Origin of the sequence: Virgibacillus kekensis, assembly GCF_042654125.1 — a bacterium.
GTDB classification, from domain to species: domain Bacteria; phylum Bacillota; class Bacilli; order Bacillales; family Amphibacillaceae; genus Lentibacillus; species Lentibacillus kekensis.
In genome coordinates, this window is the sequence record NZ_JBHSFU010000014.1 from 46,001 (window position 1) to 63,408 (window position 17,408).

A 17,408-nucleotide genomic window follows, 5' to 3' on the forward strand; every position below is an offset into this window, starting at 1 on the left:
GGAGGACAAATTGTGTTTTATCACATTAAGGAACTCCAGTACAATGCAAAGCCATCGCAGCCGGATCCTGTTTATGCCAAAAAGCTGCAGGAAATCCTGGGTGGTCAATTTGGAGAAATGACTGTTATGATGCAATATCTCTTCCAGGGTTGGAACTGCCGCGGTGAACAGAAATATCGTGATATGCTCCTCGATATCGGGACGGAGGAAATAGCCCACGTTGAGATGATTGCAACCATGATTGCGCAGTTACTTGACGGGGCACCCGCCAAGGACGTCGATGAGGCTGCAAAAGATCCAATCATAGAGTCTGTACTCGGTGGTATGAACCCGCAGCATATGATTGTATCTGGATTGGGAGCAACTCCAACCGACAGTGTGGGATACCCATGGAACTCACGTTATACAATCTCGAGTGGTAACCTGCTTGCCGATTTCCGGGCAAATCTTAATGCTGAATCACAAGGGCGGCTCCAGGTTGTTAGGTTGTATGAGTCAACTACAGATCCTGGTGTAAGAGATATGCTCTCTTTTCTTATTGCCCGCGATACCATGCATCAAAACCAATGGATGGCTGCAATTGAAGAACTTGAACAAAATCAGAAAGCAATTGTGCCAAGTACCTTCCCGCAGGAGAAAGAAAAACAGGAAGTGTCCTACTCATTCATGAACTTCTCAAAAGGCGAGGAAAGTGCAAATGGCCGATGGGCGAAAGGTTCTTCCTATGACGGACAGGGGAATTTCGAATATATTTCAAACCCTGAAGCCATGGGCCAGGTTCCTATTTTAAATGCATCGCCACCATATGTGCACGGTACACCTGTCCCCAGGAAAACACCTCCCGATGCAAACAATGCTACCTATAAAAACGAATAGTCCTGGGACAGAAAGTTTATAGGTCATATAAAATCCGAACTATCGATTGAGTAGTTCGGATTTGATGTTTCGTATAAACTATAAACTGCGACATAACAGCGCAGCTTCGCTACGACAGAATACTTCGCTTTCACCACTCCGGGTGCAAGTCCAACATCTGTTCAAGCTAAAGCTTTCACAGTGTTTCCTTTGCCGTGGGCACGGCCTCAGCCTCCTCAGAAGCAAAAAACGCTTCTTGCGGGGTCTTCGACTCGTGCTGTTCCCACAGGAGTCTCCGTATTCTGCTACGCTACGCTAATAAATGAGATTAGGAGGTCAATATAAATACAGTTCGCTCGCCTTTTTCCAGCGGAGGAAATGGACGTAGACTCCTGCGGGAGGAAAGGCCTCGTTGAGACCCCGGAGTGCAAAGCACGAGGAGGCTCACCAGCCGCCCGCGGAAAGCGAAGTGCATTTCCGAAGCGACGAAGACGCACGCATCCATAGCGTTTCCTAGTCAATTGAGTTTTCACTACGTCGCTTTTTATATCAACTCAGAAATAAGATCCACTTATAGAAGAGTAACATTTTAAGATTCTTATGCTATTTCGTTCGTCTTTGGTAATTCCGTCAGTTCTGAATCCTTCGGGCAAAATCAACAAACCGAAACTTGTCAGGACGGTGCCTTGATTCGGTATACTGAAATAGACTGGCGTCATCCAGATGAACCGTACTTTTAATCACAACAATATTTGTATGACCCTCAAGATCCATCAGTGCCCTGTCTTCATCAGAAGGTTCTTCAACCACGATCTCTTTTCTGGCAAACCCGATAACGAGCCCTAGTTCTTTTTCAAGGTATTTATAAATCGAATCTTCACAAATATCTTCTGTCAAAGAAGGTACATAATTCTTATTGAAAAAGTCCTTATCCAAGATGATTCGTGCCCCGTCAATCTCTCTAGAACGACTAACCTTTAGGATTGTTTCTTCCGGCTCGAGCCCAAGCTTGTCACTCAGTTCTCTGTCGGCTTCGCAATCAGTCAGCTGATTCACTATTGTCTTGGAAGACAGTTGAAGATTTTCAGCCAATTCCCGGAAACCGGAAAATCAAATTTATCTCTATTAATAATAACTGAACCCTTACCTCGGACTTTCTGAATATAACCTTCTTGTGCTAGCAAGTTCAATGCTTTTCGGATTGTCTCACGGGAAGTTGCATACATTTCAGTAAGCCCATTTTCCGAAGGGAGCATTGATTCTTTTGGCCAAAAATTATCCTGAATTTTTCCGGCAAGGTCATTGTAAATAGTTAAATACTTCTTCTGCATTTCCATTCCCCATTACTTTATAAAATAGACAACTGATTCATACGGTCTCAGGGTCAGGTTCTTATAAGTTGGGCTGGAGTCTGCATAGTTGGAGATAACGAGTTCTATGTCGCCATCCCTCTCCAGATCAATCTCTGGGGTTACTTCCTCTGCATAAAAATTGCTGACCACAAGTAGCGTCTCCCCGTTCCAGTTACGTGTATAGGAAAAGATTTTATCGTCATCTTCGAGGATAAGCTGATAATCACCATAGGTAATTATATCACGTTCTTTTCGTAGTTTCACCAGCTCCTGATAATGTGCAAAAATTGAGTTCGAATCCTTTACTGCATTTTCCGCATTGATTTCTTTGTAATTATCGGCAAGTGGAATCCACGGGGTTCCTTCAGAGAATCCGGCATGCTTTTCAGAAGACCACTGCATTGGCGTCCGAGCATTGTCGCGTGACTTCTGCTTTAAGATTTCCAGTATTTCATTTTCTGACTTACCGGCTTGACTCAGTATTTCATGTGCATTGATTGACTCTACATCACGGTATTTATCGATATGGTCAAATTTCGGGTTGGTCATCCCAAATTCCTCACCCTGATAGATATAGGGAGTACCCTGCATCATGTGCAAAGTGGTCGCAAGCATCTTCGCGGACTCTCGATGATACTTTTCGTCATCACCGAATCGGGACACCGCCCGAGGCTGGTCATGGTTGCACCAGAACAGAGCGTTCCATCCGCCACCTTCATTCATACCGACCTGCCAGTCAGAAAGGATTTTTTTCAGTTCAAGAAAATCGAATGGCGCTTTCGTCCATTTATCGCCACCGGGATAATCCACTTTTAAATGATGGAACTGAAATGTCATATCCAGTTCTTTTCGCTCCGGTCGGGTATACAGCACACAATTCTCAAGCGTTGTTGACGACATTTCTCCAACTGTCATCATGTCGTACTGCGAAAATACTTCCTGATTCATCGCATGCAGGTACTCGTGAATCCGGGGTCCATCGGTATAAAACTTGCGACCGTCCCCAGTATCATCATTTGGAAAATCCTGATTTTTGGAAATTAGGTTGATAACATCAAGGCGAAAGCCATCAATGCCTTTCTTGGCCCAAAACCGCATCATGTCATATAACTTTTCCCTAAGCTCTTCGTTTTCCCAGTTAAGATCCGCTTGTGTCCGGTCAAATAAATGAAGGTAATACTGGTTTGTTTTCTCATCAAACTCCCATGCTGATCCACCGAATTTTGACTGCCAGTTATTTGGCTCATCACCATTAGCAGCATCTTTCCAGATATAGAAATCATGGAATGGACTGTCCTTCGACTCTGCGGCCTTCTGGAACCACTCATGGTCGGTAGATGTATGGTTGATGACCAGATCCATAATCAGTTTCATCCCACGCTTATGTGTCTCCTCCAGCAATTCTTCAAAATCCTCCATTGTTCCGTAAGCAGGTTCAATAGCGAAATAGTCACTGATATCGTAGCCATTATCTTTTTGCGGGGACTGGTAGACAGGTGTCAGCCAGATAACATCGACACCTAGCTTATTAATATAATCCAGCTTTTCGATAATCCCCCGAATATCACCCAGGCCATTGCCTGTTGTATCATTGAAGCTCTTCGGATAAATCTGATAAACGACAGCTTTCTGCCACCATGCTTCGCTCATTGTTAACACCTCATGCTGTTTAAATTTATGTTTACTCGTAAAGCTGCAGATTCTATATTTTTATAGCAGCAGGGGAAATATGTGTATATTTCCCCTGCTGTAGCTACTGAATAGAAGCCTTATTTATTTAGTTTGCGTAGCCCTATTAATAACGTAATCAAGAATGGAATAATGAGCACAATAATCATTCCGATAGCAAAAGCAAACCATCCATCTGGCATAATTGATAACGGTGCAGGAATCCCACCGATTCCAATTGAGGTTGCTTTCACTCCCATCCAGGTAATCCAGCCACCGGCAATCGATGAACCGATAACAGCTGCTATAAACGGATATTTAAACCTTAAGTTTACACCGAACATTGCCGGCTCGGTAATCCCAAGATACGCAGAGAGTCCTGATGTACCAGCAAGACCTTTTAGTTTTTCCTCTTTTGCCGCAACCATCATCGCAAATGCAGCTGACCCCTGTGCAATGTTGGACAGCGCCAGGATCGGCCACAAGAAGGTGGAACCAGTGGAACCTATCAGTTGAAGGTCAACCGCCAAGAATGTATGGTGCATTCCGGTAATTACTAACGGTGCGTAAATAGCCCCGTACAATAGACCACCAATAATCGGGAAGTTGTCAAATACAGCAATAAGTCCGTCGGTAATAGTATTTCCGATTGCAAATGTGATTGGTCCGATAATGATAAATGTCAGGAATCCGGTCACAAGCAGTGCAACTGGTGCCACGATGAGCAACTGCAACGAATCCATAACACGTTTTCGCATGAAAATTTCTATTTTTGCAAGCACCCACGAAGCAATCAGAACAGGTAAAACCTGACCCTGATAACCGATTTTCTCTACTTCCAATCCAAACAGATTCCATACCGGAACAGTTCCTTCTTTTACTGCGTCCCCATATGCCCATGCATTTAATAAAGCCGGGTGAACCATAATCAGACCAAGAACGACACCAAGCAGCTCATTACCACCAAAGCGTTTCACAGCCGACCAACCAATTAATGCGGGAAGGAAGGTGAATGCAGTATTGGCAATAATGTTAATCATGTCCGCTAAACCAGCCCACTCCGGATACCTCTCAACAACTGATTCATCCCAGAATACCGGGTTAACCAAAATGTTATTGATACCCATCAACAGACCAGCTGTTACGATTGCCGGCAGAATCGGGATAAATACGTCAGCAAGTACTTTAATAGCCTGCTGAAGCGGATTTTGCTTCTTACCGCTCGCTGCCTTAACATCCTCTTTTGATGCCTCGCTGATGCCGGTTTGGTTAACCATTGCAGCGTATACCTTATCTACTGTACCTTGTCCAATTACTACTTGGAACTGGCCACTGGATAAGAATGAGCCTTTAACAATATCCAGGCTTTCCAGTTCTTCTTTATTTACTTTATCATCGTCTTTCAGCGCAAAGCGCAGCCTCGTTACACAGTGTGTCGCAACGTTAACATTTTCTTCTCCACCCAGTGCAGCCACAATCTCTTTCGCTTCCTGGCTGTACTCGCCTTGCTTTTTTGCCGGTTCTGTAGCTGGCTCTTCGCTTGTTTTGGATTTTTCTTCTTGCAGTCCTTCTTTACTTTGAATTTTCAGCAGGACACTTTCGCCACGGGCAACCGATTTATCGGCTGTTTTTTCAATCCCACCGAAGTCGAATCCATTTGTAATTATAATCGGAGTAATGGCAGATGGTGCTTTCTCCCGTACGAAGTCGAGATCAAATGTGATTAGTGGATCCCCTGCTTTCACATAATCACCCTGAGACACATGCGCGGTAAAGCCTTCACCGTTAAGGTTAACCGTATCAAGTCCTATATGTATTAGGACTTCAACCCCATTGTCCCCTTTCAATCCAACAGCGTGCTTGGTCGGGAAAATTTGTACTATTTCACCATTCAACGGAGAAATGACTTCTCCGTCGCTCGGGTCAATCGCAATTCCGTCACCCATCATTTTTTCCGCAAATGTTGGATCAGGAACATCTTCAAGTTGTTTTACTTCACCACTTAATGGCGCAAATATAAATTCTTCTTTGTTAACCAAAGGAATGCCTCCCCTACTATTTCGAATACATATAACATGTATATACAAGTTGTGATTACCTAATTCAGTATAACTTGTATATACAAGTAATGCAAGGGCTTTCATAGAGAATTTTTTCCCATTTATACATTCGCGAAAAATGTCACTTGGTTATTTTAAGACTCATGCTTTAAAGAGAACTTGGATAGCCCTATATCAGTACTATAGCTCCTTGTCAGTAATCTTTACTGCAAAAAAACTGCTCCACATAGTTTGTGCAAAGCAGTTCTTTTCATTAATCCGCGGCAAGTTCGCTGGCAGGGACAAACAAAAGTCGGTCATCATTCACTGCCGGATCCCCCCGGCCGTCGGTATTATTGGTTACAAAATAAATACCCTCACTCGTAGCATGGACATCTCGTACACGCCCCACATCATCCACAATTAACGTCTCCTTTTTACTCTCAAGGTTGAAACGGCGGAGTCCTTCACCACCCAGCGAGGCAAAATAAAAGCTCCCTTTAAAATATGTCATACCTGATGGCGCCCAGGAAATCTCCCCAGAGTGAATAACCGGCGGAATCATTCCATGTTCCGTTTTGTCTCCCCGGATTTCTGGCCACCCATAGTTGTTTGCTTGAGTAATCAAGTTAATTTCATCCATCGAATCCGAGCCATGTTCAGTCGCATATAATTCATTGGCACTATTCCATGCCAACCCCTGTGGATTCCGGTGTCCATATGTGTAAACATATGATTTGTCGAATGGATTATCTTCTGGAATGGAACCGTCAAGATTCATACGAAGAATTTTTCCTGCCAGGCTTTCCAGATTTTGGGCTGAATCTGGATTAGTTGCGTCGCCAGTTGTCACATATAACTTTTGATCAGGACCAATCGCAATCCGGCCTCCCTGGTGGAACCGCCCACCTGGGATTTCATCTAGAAGAACCTTTGTTTCTTCCCAGGAATCGCCTGACTCTTTAATTTCAACCACCCGTTGATAGAACTTATCGTTCTCCTTGTACGAATAATAGGCGTATGCTGTTTTGGTTTCAGCAAAATCTTGCGGGAGTGCAATCCCGAGCAGCCCTGCTTCTGGCTGACTGGAGAGGTTTTCCGAAAAGTTCACCGGCTTCCGCGTCTGTTCATCCCCTTCGACGGTGATAATCGTACCTGGACGCTCACTGATATAGAATGTATCACCCTCATTCGCAATCTCCCAGGGGACTTTCAGATTTTCCGCGATTACTTGGTATTCTACTTCGACTGGTTTCTGTGTTTCCTCCGCAGGGATATCAGTCGTGAATGAATCCTCCTGTTGCTGTTCAGAGCAAGCTGAAATTAACGGAAGTGCTGACATTAAGGTAAAAAACAATGTTATACGAATTGGAATCACCTTCTCAATCTTATTTAAATACAATTAAAGTTATTTCGATGAAAGAAAAGCCGTTATGCCCATTATGTATACTTTCATGCTAATTCAATACCCTGTTTTGCCGATTCCACACCTCTTTTCTTCTGTGAATCTGATGATCAAGTATGCCATGGCCTTTTCAGGATTCTCCTTTATGGGCGTTCATTAAAAAAAAAACGCACAGTGACTTGTTTCGAATCACTGTGCGTTGCTTATTCTTGAATGGTAGCTATCAGTTGAGCTTAGCCCAATTTTGATTTCTTCGATGCTTTTTCGCGTTCATTCTTATTGAGTATTTTTTTACGGAGACGAATAGACTCAGGTGTTACTTCACAATACTCATCATCGTTCAGGTATTCAATAGCTTCTTCTAACGACATATCTCTAGTTTTACGAATCGTAGAAGTTTGATCTTTTGTTGCTGAACGGACGTTGGTTAAGTGCTTTTCAACCGTGATATTTACTGTCAGGTCATTCTCGCGGTTATGCTCTCCAACAATCATACCAGCGTATACTTCAGTACCCGGGTCGACGAAAATAACACCACGATCCTCAAGTTTCATAATTCCATAAGTGGATGCTTTTCCGTGTTCAAGTGCGACCAGCACACCTTCACGACGACCGCCGACTTGGCCTTTAGCAAACGGCTCGTAAGCATCAAACGTATGGTTAAGAATTCCATATCCACGTGTCTGGGACATAAACTCGGTTGAATAACCAATCAGGCCACGTGAAGGAACTTTAAACTCAAGACGAACTTGGCCATTACCCTGGTTTGCCATGTCGAGCATTTCACCTTTACGTGCACCTAGTGATTCCATAACAGCCCCTGTATATTCCTCCGGTACGTCAACTTGTACGCGCTCAAATGGTTCACATTTAACGCCGTCAATTTCCTTGATAATAACCTGTGGCTTGGAAAGCTGCAGCTCAAACCCTTCACGGCGCATGTTTTCAATCAGAATGGACAAGTGAAGCTCTCCACGTCCTGACACAGTCCATGCATCTGGTGATTCGGTTGGGTCAACCCGCAGACTGACATCAGTTTCAAGCTGTTTCATCAACCGTTCTTCAATTCTCCGGGAAGTGATATACTTACCTTCACGGCCTGCAAACGGACTGTTATTTACCAGGAATGTCATCTGCAGTGTCGGCTCATCGATTCGAAGCCATGGCAATGCTTCCGGATGATCAACTGGACAGATTGTTTCACCGACATTGATATCATCAAGTCCGGCAATCGCTACAATATCTCCAGCTTTCGCTTCCTGAATTTCCATACGTTTCAGGCCGATGAAACCAAACAGCTTACTGATACGGAAGTTTTTGCTTGAGCCGTCCTTCTTCATTACGACTACCTGTTGACCGACACTAATTGTACCGCGAACAACCCTACCAACACCGATTCGTCCGACGTAATCATTGTAATCAAGCAGTGTAATCTGGAACTGAAGTGGTTCATCCTGTGTGTCGACTGGTGCAGGGATATGATCCATAATAGTTGTAAATACAGGATCCATTGTTTCCTGCTGGTCGTCAGGTTCTTCACCAGAAGTACCATTCAGCGCAGAAGCATAAACAACCGGGAATTCAAGCTGGTCATCATCTGCACCCAGCTCGATGAACAGGTCAAGAACTTCATCAATAACCTCGTTCGGGCGTGCATTCGGACGGTCGATTTTATTTAAAACAACGATAGGAGTCAGTTTCTGTTCTAGCGCTTTTTTCAGCACAAACCGTGTCTGTGGCATGGTGCCTTCATATGCGTCAACAACCAGAATAACTCCATCAACCATTTTCATAATCCGTTCCACTTCCCCGCCAAAGTCGGCGTGTCCGGGTGTATCAAGGATATTGATGTTTGTATCGTTATATTTAATCGCAGTGTTTTTTGCCAGTATAGTGATTCCACGTTCACGTTCAATATCGTTGGAATCCATCGCACGGTCATTTACCTGCTCGTTCTCACGGAATGTTCCAGAGTATTTAAGCAGCTGGTCAACAAGTGTTGTTTTTCCATGGTCAACGTGGGCGATAATGGCGATATTACGAATATCTTCTCTTAATTGCATAAAAAGTACGCTCCTCTATAATTACGGGATGAATCAAACTATACTATTGTATCACATATGTCTAAATTGTGAAAGATAGCGTGAACTTGGCACCCCCGAGTACAGAGTCACCGGCGGTTATTCTTCCGCCTGACTGCTCCACGATAGCACGGGCTATTGCCAGTCCTAAACCAGTTTCCCCGTTCTTACCTTTTACAAACCGGTGAAAAATATGTGGAAGCAGGTCATCGGAAATCCCGGGGCCATCGTCCTCAATGGTGATAACTGAACCCTTCACCATAATGTCGACCCGTGTATTTGCGTGCCGTATGCCATTAAAAGTAATATTCAGAAGTGCACGCAGCAGCCTCTCCTGATCAACAAACAGGGTACTGTCCGCGTCAACCTGGTGATTAAGCGTGATTCCTTTTTCATTTACAAGCGGCAAGGCACGGTCGACCACCTGGCCGATTAGCTCAGCAGCTTGCACTTCTTCCGGCTCATATGTTTCCGATTCACTGTCAAGCTTTGCTAAAAGGATCATTTCATTAATAATCATCTTGAGACGATTAACCTCGGTGACCATCATCTCAAGACCTTTCTCCTGATCTTCTTCATCGAAAACTTTATCACGAATACCCTCGGCATAGCCCTGAATCGTCATTAATGGTGTCTTCAGTTCATGACTCGCATTCTGAAAAAAAGTCTGCTGCGAGCTCACATACCGTTGCAGCTCATCAGCCATTTCATAAACACTTTGCCCAACTTCTTTTATTTCTCCAGTAGCCTTGATTGGTTCCAGCTCGTCAAACTTCCGATTTTCAATCTTTTTAAGCTGGACTTTCAACTTACTAAGCGGAGTAACTAATTTCCTGGTAAGAAAATAGCTAAGTCCAACTGCAGCCGCTGCTCCAATCATAAAAACGATTAACAATCGTTGAAAAAAATCTTGTTGGACTGCCTGGAGATCATTTAACGGAGTCAGAAGTATAAGCTCAAGCCCGGACACTGGCGGGTTAATCAGAATCCTGGAAGTAACAAATTTGTTAGAGCCGATTTCCATCAATTCATCTGGAGCGCCCGAAAAACTGTTCATTGCCTGAAAGCCTTCCACATACCGTTCAGGGAGGGTGGAAGCAAGTATCTGGTCACTATTCCGGTTATACAAAAAGAGCTGGAGATCCTGTTGTTTCAAAAAGCTGCTGAAACTTTGGATGCCTTCCCTGGTGCCGTACTGTTCATTGATCACCTGGACAAGCAGTTCTCCCTTCTGCCTAAGCTCTGCTCGTTCATCGTTAATCAGCATTCCGAGAATCAACGAATAGATAACAAAACCTGTCACCGTAAGAATAACTAACAGAAGCGCTGTGAATGCAACATTGAGTTGGGATTGTAGTTTCATCGTTAGTCCTCTTCACTGCGTAACCGGTATCCGTAACCCCATACCGTTTCAAGTGGTAGATCGTGCAGTTTTTTTCTGATTCTTTTTACCAGGTCATCAACGGCTCTATCACTTCCAAAGTAATCCTCGCCCCATATTTTCACAAGGAGTTCCTCACGGGAAAAAGCCCTGTTAGGATTCTCGGCGAATAACAACAGCATTTCAAACTCCTTGGTAGTGACCTCCTGTTCTTCTCCTTTATAAAATACCCGTCGGTCACTTAGCTGAATCAGCAGATTGTCAACTTTCACACGTCCACTGCCGTTTTGACTGGTGATTGTTTGTGGGCGGTACCGTTTAAAAACTGTTTTTATTCGGGCGAGCAGTTCTCTCGGACTGAATGGTTTCGTCAGGTAGTCATCCCCTCCTAATTCGAGCCCAAGAATTTTATCAATCTCTTCATCTTTCGCTGAAATGATAATGATTGGAACGTCACTTTCATTACGGATTTTTTTACAAAACTCATACCCGTCCATACCAGGGAGCATAATATCCAACACCCACATATCCGGAGGCTGGGATTCCCACAATTCCCATGCCTTTTCAGCGGATTCTAAAACTGTTACGCTAAAACCGTCTTTTTTCAGATAGGCGGAAACGATGTTCTGGATGTTCGGGTCATCTTCTACAACACCAATATGTTTATTCATAATAGACCCCCTTTTTTTATTGTTCTTATGGTTATTTTTACACAAGTTTGGGAATGTGAACACTGAAAAGCAAATTCTACACTTTTTCCACATTTGGACCATATATGTACCAAACATGATTAGTAGAATAAGGTTGTAATCATAATAAAACAAAAAAGGGTGATTTATTAATGGAACGAAATGATCATAATAACGAGCAAGAATTTAATGCTAATTCGACCGATCAAACCAATTCACATACAAATGAAGATACTATAACAAATGATACACAGGAAAGTAGTCCAGGCATTGCCCAGAGTGCACGTGAAAGTAACTATGCCGGGCAGAGAAATAAACCAAAGCAAAAATCAGGAGCAAAATCACTAATGAGTGGAATAATCGGCGGTGTCATATCTGCAGTTATTGTTGCATTACTCTTCACCACCAATGTTATCCCGCTGAATAATGGGAGTTCAGACAATGCAGGCAACTCTGCTGATTCCGGAAGCAATAACAATTCCGCTTCTCCCGAAGTAGTTCAGACGATGTCAAAATCGGAAAACGCTGATGAAGTATCCAATCTTCAGGAGGCTACTGAAGCTGTTGTCGGTGTCGTAAATTTACAACAACAGAGTGTATGGTCGCAAGGTAAGGAAGCAGGTACAGGGTCAGGAATTATTTATAAAAAGGAAAATGGAAAAGCGTATGTTGTAACTAACCAGCACGTTGTCGAAGGTGCAGAAGAAGTAGAAGTTGTTTTAGGTAAAGATTCACGGGTACCTGCTAAAGTACTTGGTGGCGATCCCCTTACAGACCTGGCAGTCCTTCAAATTGACGGGAAGCACGTTGATACTGTAGCCGAATTGGGTACATCTGAAAACCTTAAAGTAGGAACGACTGTATATGCAATCGGAAACCCACTGGGCATGAATTTCGCAAACTCTCTTACTAAAGGTATTATTAGTGGCCTTGACCGCTCTGTAAGCATCGATACAAATGGTGATAAGCAAGCAGACTGGGTTACCGAAGTCATTCAAACAGACGCAGCAATCAATCCTGGTAACAGTGGCGGTGCATTGGTAAACGCTAATGGTGAAGTGATAGGCATTAACTCCATGAAGATTGCTAATACAAAAGTAGAAGGTATCGGTTTTGCGATCCCAATTAATTCAGCACTTCCTATTATGAAACAGCTGGAAGAAGACGGTGATGTGGCACGTCCATTCATAGGAATTTCCACTGCACCGCTTGGCCAGGTACCACCGCAGTATCGTGACCAAATTCAACTTCCAGAAGGTGTTAAAGGCGGTATGGTTGTGGCACAGGTACAGTCAGGCTCACCAGCAGCCGAAGCAAACCTGCAGCAATTTGACGTAATTACAAAAATTAACGGCAATGAAATTACATCTATTCTGGATTTGCGTAAATATCTTTACACCGAAGCTAAAATCGGTGAAAAAGTACAACTTGAAATTTATCGTAACGGTGAGCCACAAACCATCGAAATAGAACTGGCGGCAAGAGAACAATAGAAAATAAGACCTTTTAAACCTGCAGCTTATCTGGCTGCAGGTTTTTTCCTGTATTATTTTCCGGGAATTGCACAAATTTTGCCGAAATTGTACTAAAATAAGAAGAGAAATACATAATAACTTTTAGTTAAGAAGGAAGTGATTTTAAATGCATTGTTCAGTATGCGGACAGGAATCGGCAGAAGGGAAATTCTGCACCAACTGTGGAGCACAGTTGGACAGAGAGGATTATGAACGCGAAAAGTCTGCTCTCTCTGATGATTCACAAGCTGAAGAATTTACCGCAGTAAGCCGGGAACCGGAACACGATACCGCTGAAACGATGGATAAACTTAAAACCACTGGAGCAAATTTTTGGCACTTTTTCACTACCCTGATAAAAAGCCCGAGTGAAGCAAAGAAAGCCAATAGCTCTGACTTAAGTTCCGGAATCATTACCATAGTTTCATTTTCCTTAATAATCGCACTCAGTTATCATTTAATCATGCAATCGTTCACCAGGGGTTTCTTTGTCGAAGTTACATTTCTGGACAGTTTTGCCATCCCGCTTGTGATCTTTACTCTTTTATTCTTAATCATTGCCGGACTGGCATTCCTTGGGGCGAAGCTCGCCGTACAGGCAGTTACATTTCCGGATATAATCGCGAAATACGGTGCATATCTGGTTCCCTTCCTCCTTGCATATGCCGGTGGCGCCTTATTATCATTGCTAGGCCTTCCCGCCTTGGCAGGACTGATGATTATGGTAAGCATATTAGGGGCGTTGTTTATTGCTCCGTCCTTTATCTTAATGGAACAGGCAACCGAGGGATTTGACCGAATTTATGTAATGCTTGGAATGTACGTGATGATTATGCTGGTATTCAGCTTTTTGACACAGTCATTTATGCAGATGTTCCTCGATGATTTTATGAATATGCTCTCAAATGGATTTTAGAAGAAAGTTAAAGAGGCTGGGAAATAAGTAAACTTTGCTTTCCAGAGGTGAACGAATTAGGATGGGAATTTTATAATGTTACCCTTTTATAGTTGGATTTTATTTCTGTCCGGTTAAGCTGTTTAGCGGACACAGAAGACTCTATTTGTAGAAATATAGGAACAATATGGAGTTTTGCGGACACAGAGCCCTTATTGAGCTAAATGATAGCTTGCTTTGATTAATTCATAGTAATTAAGGGCTCGTATGGCCGCTAAAAAAGTAAAACCATGCTTTTATTGGAAATAGGGTATTCTGTGTCCGCTTAGAATTATTTGGCTTATAACTCGCAGTTTATATTAACTTTGAGCCGATTTTTTTATGTTAAAAAAAGAATTTTTCCTTCATCTGGATTTAGTCGAATAAATAAAAATAGCGCCTTGTTGCCGGGAGTGGTAGTACGGTAGTTACTTTTTAGTTTTCAGTTTATACGAAGACATCCTAACAGAAAAATCCGGACAATCTTTCAGATATCAGATAGTCCGGATTTTATACTACTTATGCACTTCTGTCCCAGCTCGTTTTTATCCGAAGAAAAAGTCGAAAATGTTGCTGGCTGATGAGGCCTGTTTATTGTAGAACTCCGAGTAACCGCAATTTTTACAGTAAACAACAATAAACTGATTATTCTGCACATCAAACATTTTCGAAAGCCCAGTCCCGGCCATGGAAACTTCCTTTTTATCTGCATCTGTACTACCACATTTAATACATCCGCTGGTTTGTTCCATTCTCATCAACTCCTTATAGGAATATACGCTTTCCTCTCTGCAATGGTTTCATCAATTCATCCAACCTATGTATTCCTTTAAACGTTTTAACTACTAGTTAAACCATCGAGATAAAAATAAGAATAGCTGCGGTTTGTTAACCTGCAGCTACTCCTCGCTGTATTCCTCTTCATATTTATTGTGATTTGGCGTTACTCCGGTAAACTTACCGTCCAGGTCAGCTGCCAAAAAGCTTTCCTCATCTTCCACACTGCCAACATTTTCATCACTATTTGGGTACATTTCATTATAACTATCCCTGTCTCCATAAAAGTCTGATGGAGATTCCGATGTGCCATATCTGCTGACATCCTGCCAAGAGTCTTCCGCATCATAGGCATTCTGATCTTCATTAGTTATTTCATCGGGGTTGATATTTGGACTAAAAACACTTTCCTCAATCGGACGATCCTGCATATAGTTGCCATGTTCCGCGTGGTTCATACATCGGTCAGCCGTTGGTATTGCCTGCAGCCGTTCAAAAGGAATGTCTTCACCACATTGTGTGCAGATTCCGTATGTTCCTTCTTCAATCGCATGGAGGGCTGCATTAATTTCTTCGAGTTCATCCTCGGCATGCTCATTTAAGGCGATGTCCTTTTCCCGTTCAAACATCTCTGTACCTGAGTCTGCAGGATGATTGTCATAACTCGATAATTCGCCCATGGATTCTTTCCAGTATCCCTGTTCAGTTCCAAAGTGGTCCTGTATATGTTCGATTAACTCCGACTGGCGACTCAGCAAAGCATTTTTACACTGGTTCAGTTGTTCCTTGGTGATCATAGCAGTTAACCTCCATTCAATGATTCGGATAAATTGGACCGCTAACTATACTATGTGTAAATCAGCCAGGCTGATACTTTAATTCCGCTCCAAAATCATGTCAATATGTGGGATTCCATCATCCATATATGCGTCAGAAATCTGAGTGAACCCAAGATCTGAGTAAAACTTTTTAAGGTGTTCTTGTCCCTGAAGAAATATCTTCTTTTCATTCCATTCATTTACAATAAAATCAATGGCACGATTCATTATTTCCTTGGCAAAACCTTTTCCGCGGAATTCCTTCGCCACAAGAACACGACCAATGGAAACTTCCTTATATTTTGAACCACTCGGGAGGATACGAACATTGGCAACTATCCTGCCATTTTCTTCATAAAAATAATGAATCGCCTGCTGATCGTTATCATCCAGTTCCGGGTATGGGCATTCCTGTTCTACAACAAACACTTCCACCCTAATTTTCATCAATGCATACAATTCTTCATTGCTTAATTCCTGGAACGTCTTTATATGCCACATTGATTAGCTGCCGCCCTTCCGCTTATCAATTTCCTCCTGCACGACGAAGGCAAGGTCATCATTGCCGAATAACTGCAGGACATTAATAACCGTCTGATCAGGTATACACTCTGACTCCTCTTTTGGTACAGTCAACTCGAGTGCTTCATAAAGCGCATTGTTCTTTATCTGGCCAGGATACGCTTTTTCATAAAGCGTTTTCGGGTCTAGCCCGTTATTAATACACCACTGGGCATACACCAAGATCATCATTTTTTCATCCTGTTGGTAACTTTTGACGACTTTATCCTCTATCTCTTTACGCTCCATTGTCCTCCCCCTCTTTCACAAACTTAAATACCCACATAAATGTTAATGCCTGTTTTAGTTCAAGCGGAAGTCCATGTTGATGCTGTGTCTGTATGTCCTCTTTATAGACACCGAACCCATCTTTATACTTCAGACCCGTTTCGTCGGCCAGCGGCTGAAACTCCCACGGCATCATGGTATTGCAAATTACTTTTTCACCCTTTAAGCGAGGATAACTGTTCATTCTTGGTCCTGCAGTTGGTCCAAGTATCCCTGCAAAAAGCACCCCGCCATCCTTGAGTACACGATGAAATTCCCTGATGGTGGCTGCTGGATCTTCTGTCCACTCAAGAACATTAATTGCCATAATCGCCTCGGTGCTTTGATTATTGAACGGCAATTTACCGGCATCCCCCTGCAAAAAGCTTATTTCATCATTATGTACGCGTTCTTTTGCCCGACGAATCATTTCCTCTGATAAATCAATCCCCGTCACGTGGTACCCTGCATGATGCAGTTTCCATGAACCATAACCATCACCACACCCGATATCGAGTATGCGGCTTCCACTCTCCAGATGGTTTCCGATAAAGGGGATGATGTCCTTGCGGCTGCCATTATCCCACATACTCATACTGCGTTCATTCCAAAAACCAGCACGACTATTCCACTGTGCCTCGGCTTCTTTCTGCCAATTAAAAGATCCTGTCATCGTATCACCTTCCTGCTTTTATTATAATACGGGGAAAGCCTGATTAGAAATCTTAAATAGTACAAGAAAACAAAAAAGACTTACCCCATCAATGGGATAAGCCTTTTTGGATCATCTATTATAGTTGAGTTACGTTAGCTGCCTGTGGTCCGCGGTTACCTTCAACGATTTCAAATTCTACGTCTTGACCTTCTTCAAGAGTTTTGAAACCTTCAGAGTTGATAGCTGAGAAGTGTACGAATACGTCGTCTCCGTCCTCACGCTCAATGAATCCGAAGCCTTTTTCAGCGTTAAACCATTTTACTTTACCAGTCATGTAAATGACCTCCCTATACAAATATCGTGCAAAGTATAATTGAATCATAAATACTTTTACACCACTTATTAAAGGGAT

The 17,408-nt window shown here is 42.9% G+C and carries 15 protein-coding genes and 1 pseudogene; 3 read left to right on the top strand and 13 right to left on the bottom strand.

Going from position 1 to position 17,408, the window contains the following annotated elements:
* The first annotated feature begins 12 nt into the window (after positions 1 to 12).
* Positions 13 to 876, top strand: coding sequence for a manganese catalase (locus ACFO3D_RS17365; RefSeq protein ID WP_390299096.1), 864 nt, complete (start codon positions 13 to 15; stop codon positions 874 to 876).
* Between the two features lie 609 nt (positions 877 to 1,485).
* Here ACFO3D_RS17365 and treR read toward each other — a convergent pair.
* From treR to ACFO3D_RS17400, 7 genes and pseudogenes are all read right to left on the bottom strand, one after another.
* Positions 1,486 to 2,186, bottom strand: a pseudogene (gene treR / locus ACFO3D_RS17370) (trehalose operon repressor).
* Between the two features lie 12 nt (positions 2,187 to 2,198).
* Positions 2,199 to 3,857, bottom strand: coding sequence for an alpha,alpha-phosphotrehalase (treC, locus tag ACFO3D_RS17375; RefSeq protein ID WP_390299099.1), 1,659 nt, complete (start codon positions 3,855 to 3,857; stop codon positions 2,199 to 2,201).
* 119 nt (positions 3,858 to 3,976) lie between these two features.
* Positions 3,977 to 5,914 (bottom strand): PTS system trehalose-specific EIIBC component, encoded by a 1,938-nt coding sequence (gene treP, locus ACFO3D_RS17380; protein WP_390299102.1) that lies wholly within the window; start codon positions 5,912 to 5,914, stop codon positions 3,977 to 3,979.
* 274 nt (positions 5,915 to 6,188) lie between these two features.
* Entirely contained in the window at positions 6,189 to 7,292 is a 1,104-nt protein-coding gene (locus ACFO3D_RS17385) for a PQQ-dependent sugar dehydrogenase (RefSeq protein ID WP_390299105.1), read from the bottom strand.
* Between the two features lie 260 nt (positions 7,293 to 7,552).
* A complete protein-coding gene (gene typA, locus ACFO3D_RS17390) occupies positions 7,553 to 9,382 on the bottom strand; it encodes a translational GTPase TypA (RefSeq protein ID WP_390299108.1) in 1,830 nt (609 codons plus the stop codon).
* Positions 9,383 to 9,443: 61 nt separating this feature from the next.
* Entirely contained in the window at positions 9,444 to 10,763 is a 1,320-nt protein-coding gene (locus tag ACFO3D_RS17395; RefSeq protein WP_390299111.1) for a sensor histidine kinase, read from the bottom strand.
* A 2-nt stretch (positions 10,764 to 10,765) separates the two neighbouring features.
* Complete coding sequence (locus tag ACFO3D_RS17400; protein WP_390299114.1) at positions 10,766 to 11,452, bottom strand: response regulator transcription factor; 687 nt, start codon at positions 11,450 to 11,452, stop codon at positions 10,766 to 10,768.
* A 170-nt stretch (positions 11,453 to 11,622) separates the two neighbouring features.
* Here ACFO3D_RS17400 and ACFO3D_RS17405 point away from each other — a divergent pair, with 170 nt between their 5' ends.
* Positions 11,623 to 12,963, top strand: a complete 1,341-nt coding sequence (locus ACFO3D_RS17405) for a S1C family serine protease (RefSeq protein ID WP_390299117.1) — start codon at positions 11,623 to 11,625, stop codon at positions 12,961 to 12,963.
* A 148-nt stretch (positions 12,964 to 13,111) separates the two neighbouring features.
* Complete coding sequence (locus tag ACFO3D_RS17410) at positions 13,112 to 13,900, top strand: zinc ribbon domain-containing protein (RefSeq protein WP_390299120.1); 789 nt, start codon at positions 13,112 to 13,114, stop codon at positions 13,898 to 13,900.
* Between the two features lie 563 nt (positions 13,901 to 14,463).
* On the opposite strand, the gene ACFO3D_RS17415 is transcribed toward ACFO3D_RS17410, so the two are convergent.
* From ACFO3D_RS17415 to ACFO3D_RS17440, 6 genes are all read right to left on the bottom strand, one after another.
* Entirely contained in the window at positions 14,464 to 14,670 is a 207-nt protein-coding gene (locus ACFO3D_RS17415) for a zinc ribbon domain-containing protein (protein ID WP_390299123.1), read from the bottom strand.
* A 147-nt stretch (positions 14,671 to 14,817) separates the two neighbouring features.
* Positions 14,818 to 15,492: a TraR/DksA C4-type zinc finger protein gene (locus ACFO3D_RS17420; RefSeq protein WP_390299126.1), complete on the bottom strand. Its 675-nt coding sequence runs from the start codon at positions 15,490 to 15,492 to the stop codon at positions 14,818 to 14,820.
* Between the two features lie 78 nt (positions 15,493 to 15,570).
* Positions 15,571 to 16,014, bottom strand: coding sequence for a GNAT family N-acetyltransferase (locus ACFO3D_RS17425; protein WP_390299129.1), 444 nt, complete (start codon positions 16,012 to 16,014; stop codon positions 15,571 to 15,573).
* A gap of 3 nt (positions 16,015 to 16,017) precedes the next feature.
* Positions 16,018 to 16,323 carry a hypothetical protein gene (locus ACFO3D_RS17430; RefSeq protein ID WP_390299132.1) on the bottom strand — a complete coding sequence of 102 codons (306 nt, stop codon included), beginning with the start codon at positions 16,321 to 16,323 and terminating at the stop codon, positions 16,018 to 16,020.
* Positions 16,313 to 17,014 carry a class I SAM-dependent methyltransferase gene (locus tag ACFO3D_RS17435; RefSeq protein ID WP_390299135.1) on the bottom strand — a complete coding sequence of 234 codons (702 nt, stop codon included), beginning with the start codon at positions 17,012 to 17,014 and terminating at the stop codon, positions 16,313 to 16,315. The genes ACFO3D_RS17430 and ACFO3D_RS17435 overlap by 11 nt, the downstream gene beginning before the upstream one ends.
* Before the next feature lie 118 nt (positions 17,015 to 17,132).
* Complete coding sequence (locus ACFO3D_RS17440; protein ID WP_390299138.1) at positions 17,133 to 17,330, bottom strand: cold shock domain-containing protein; 198 nt, start codon at positions 17,328 to 17,330, stop codon at positions 17,133 to 17,135.
* Positions 17,331 to 17,408: the final 78 nt, after the last annotated feature.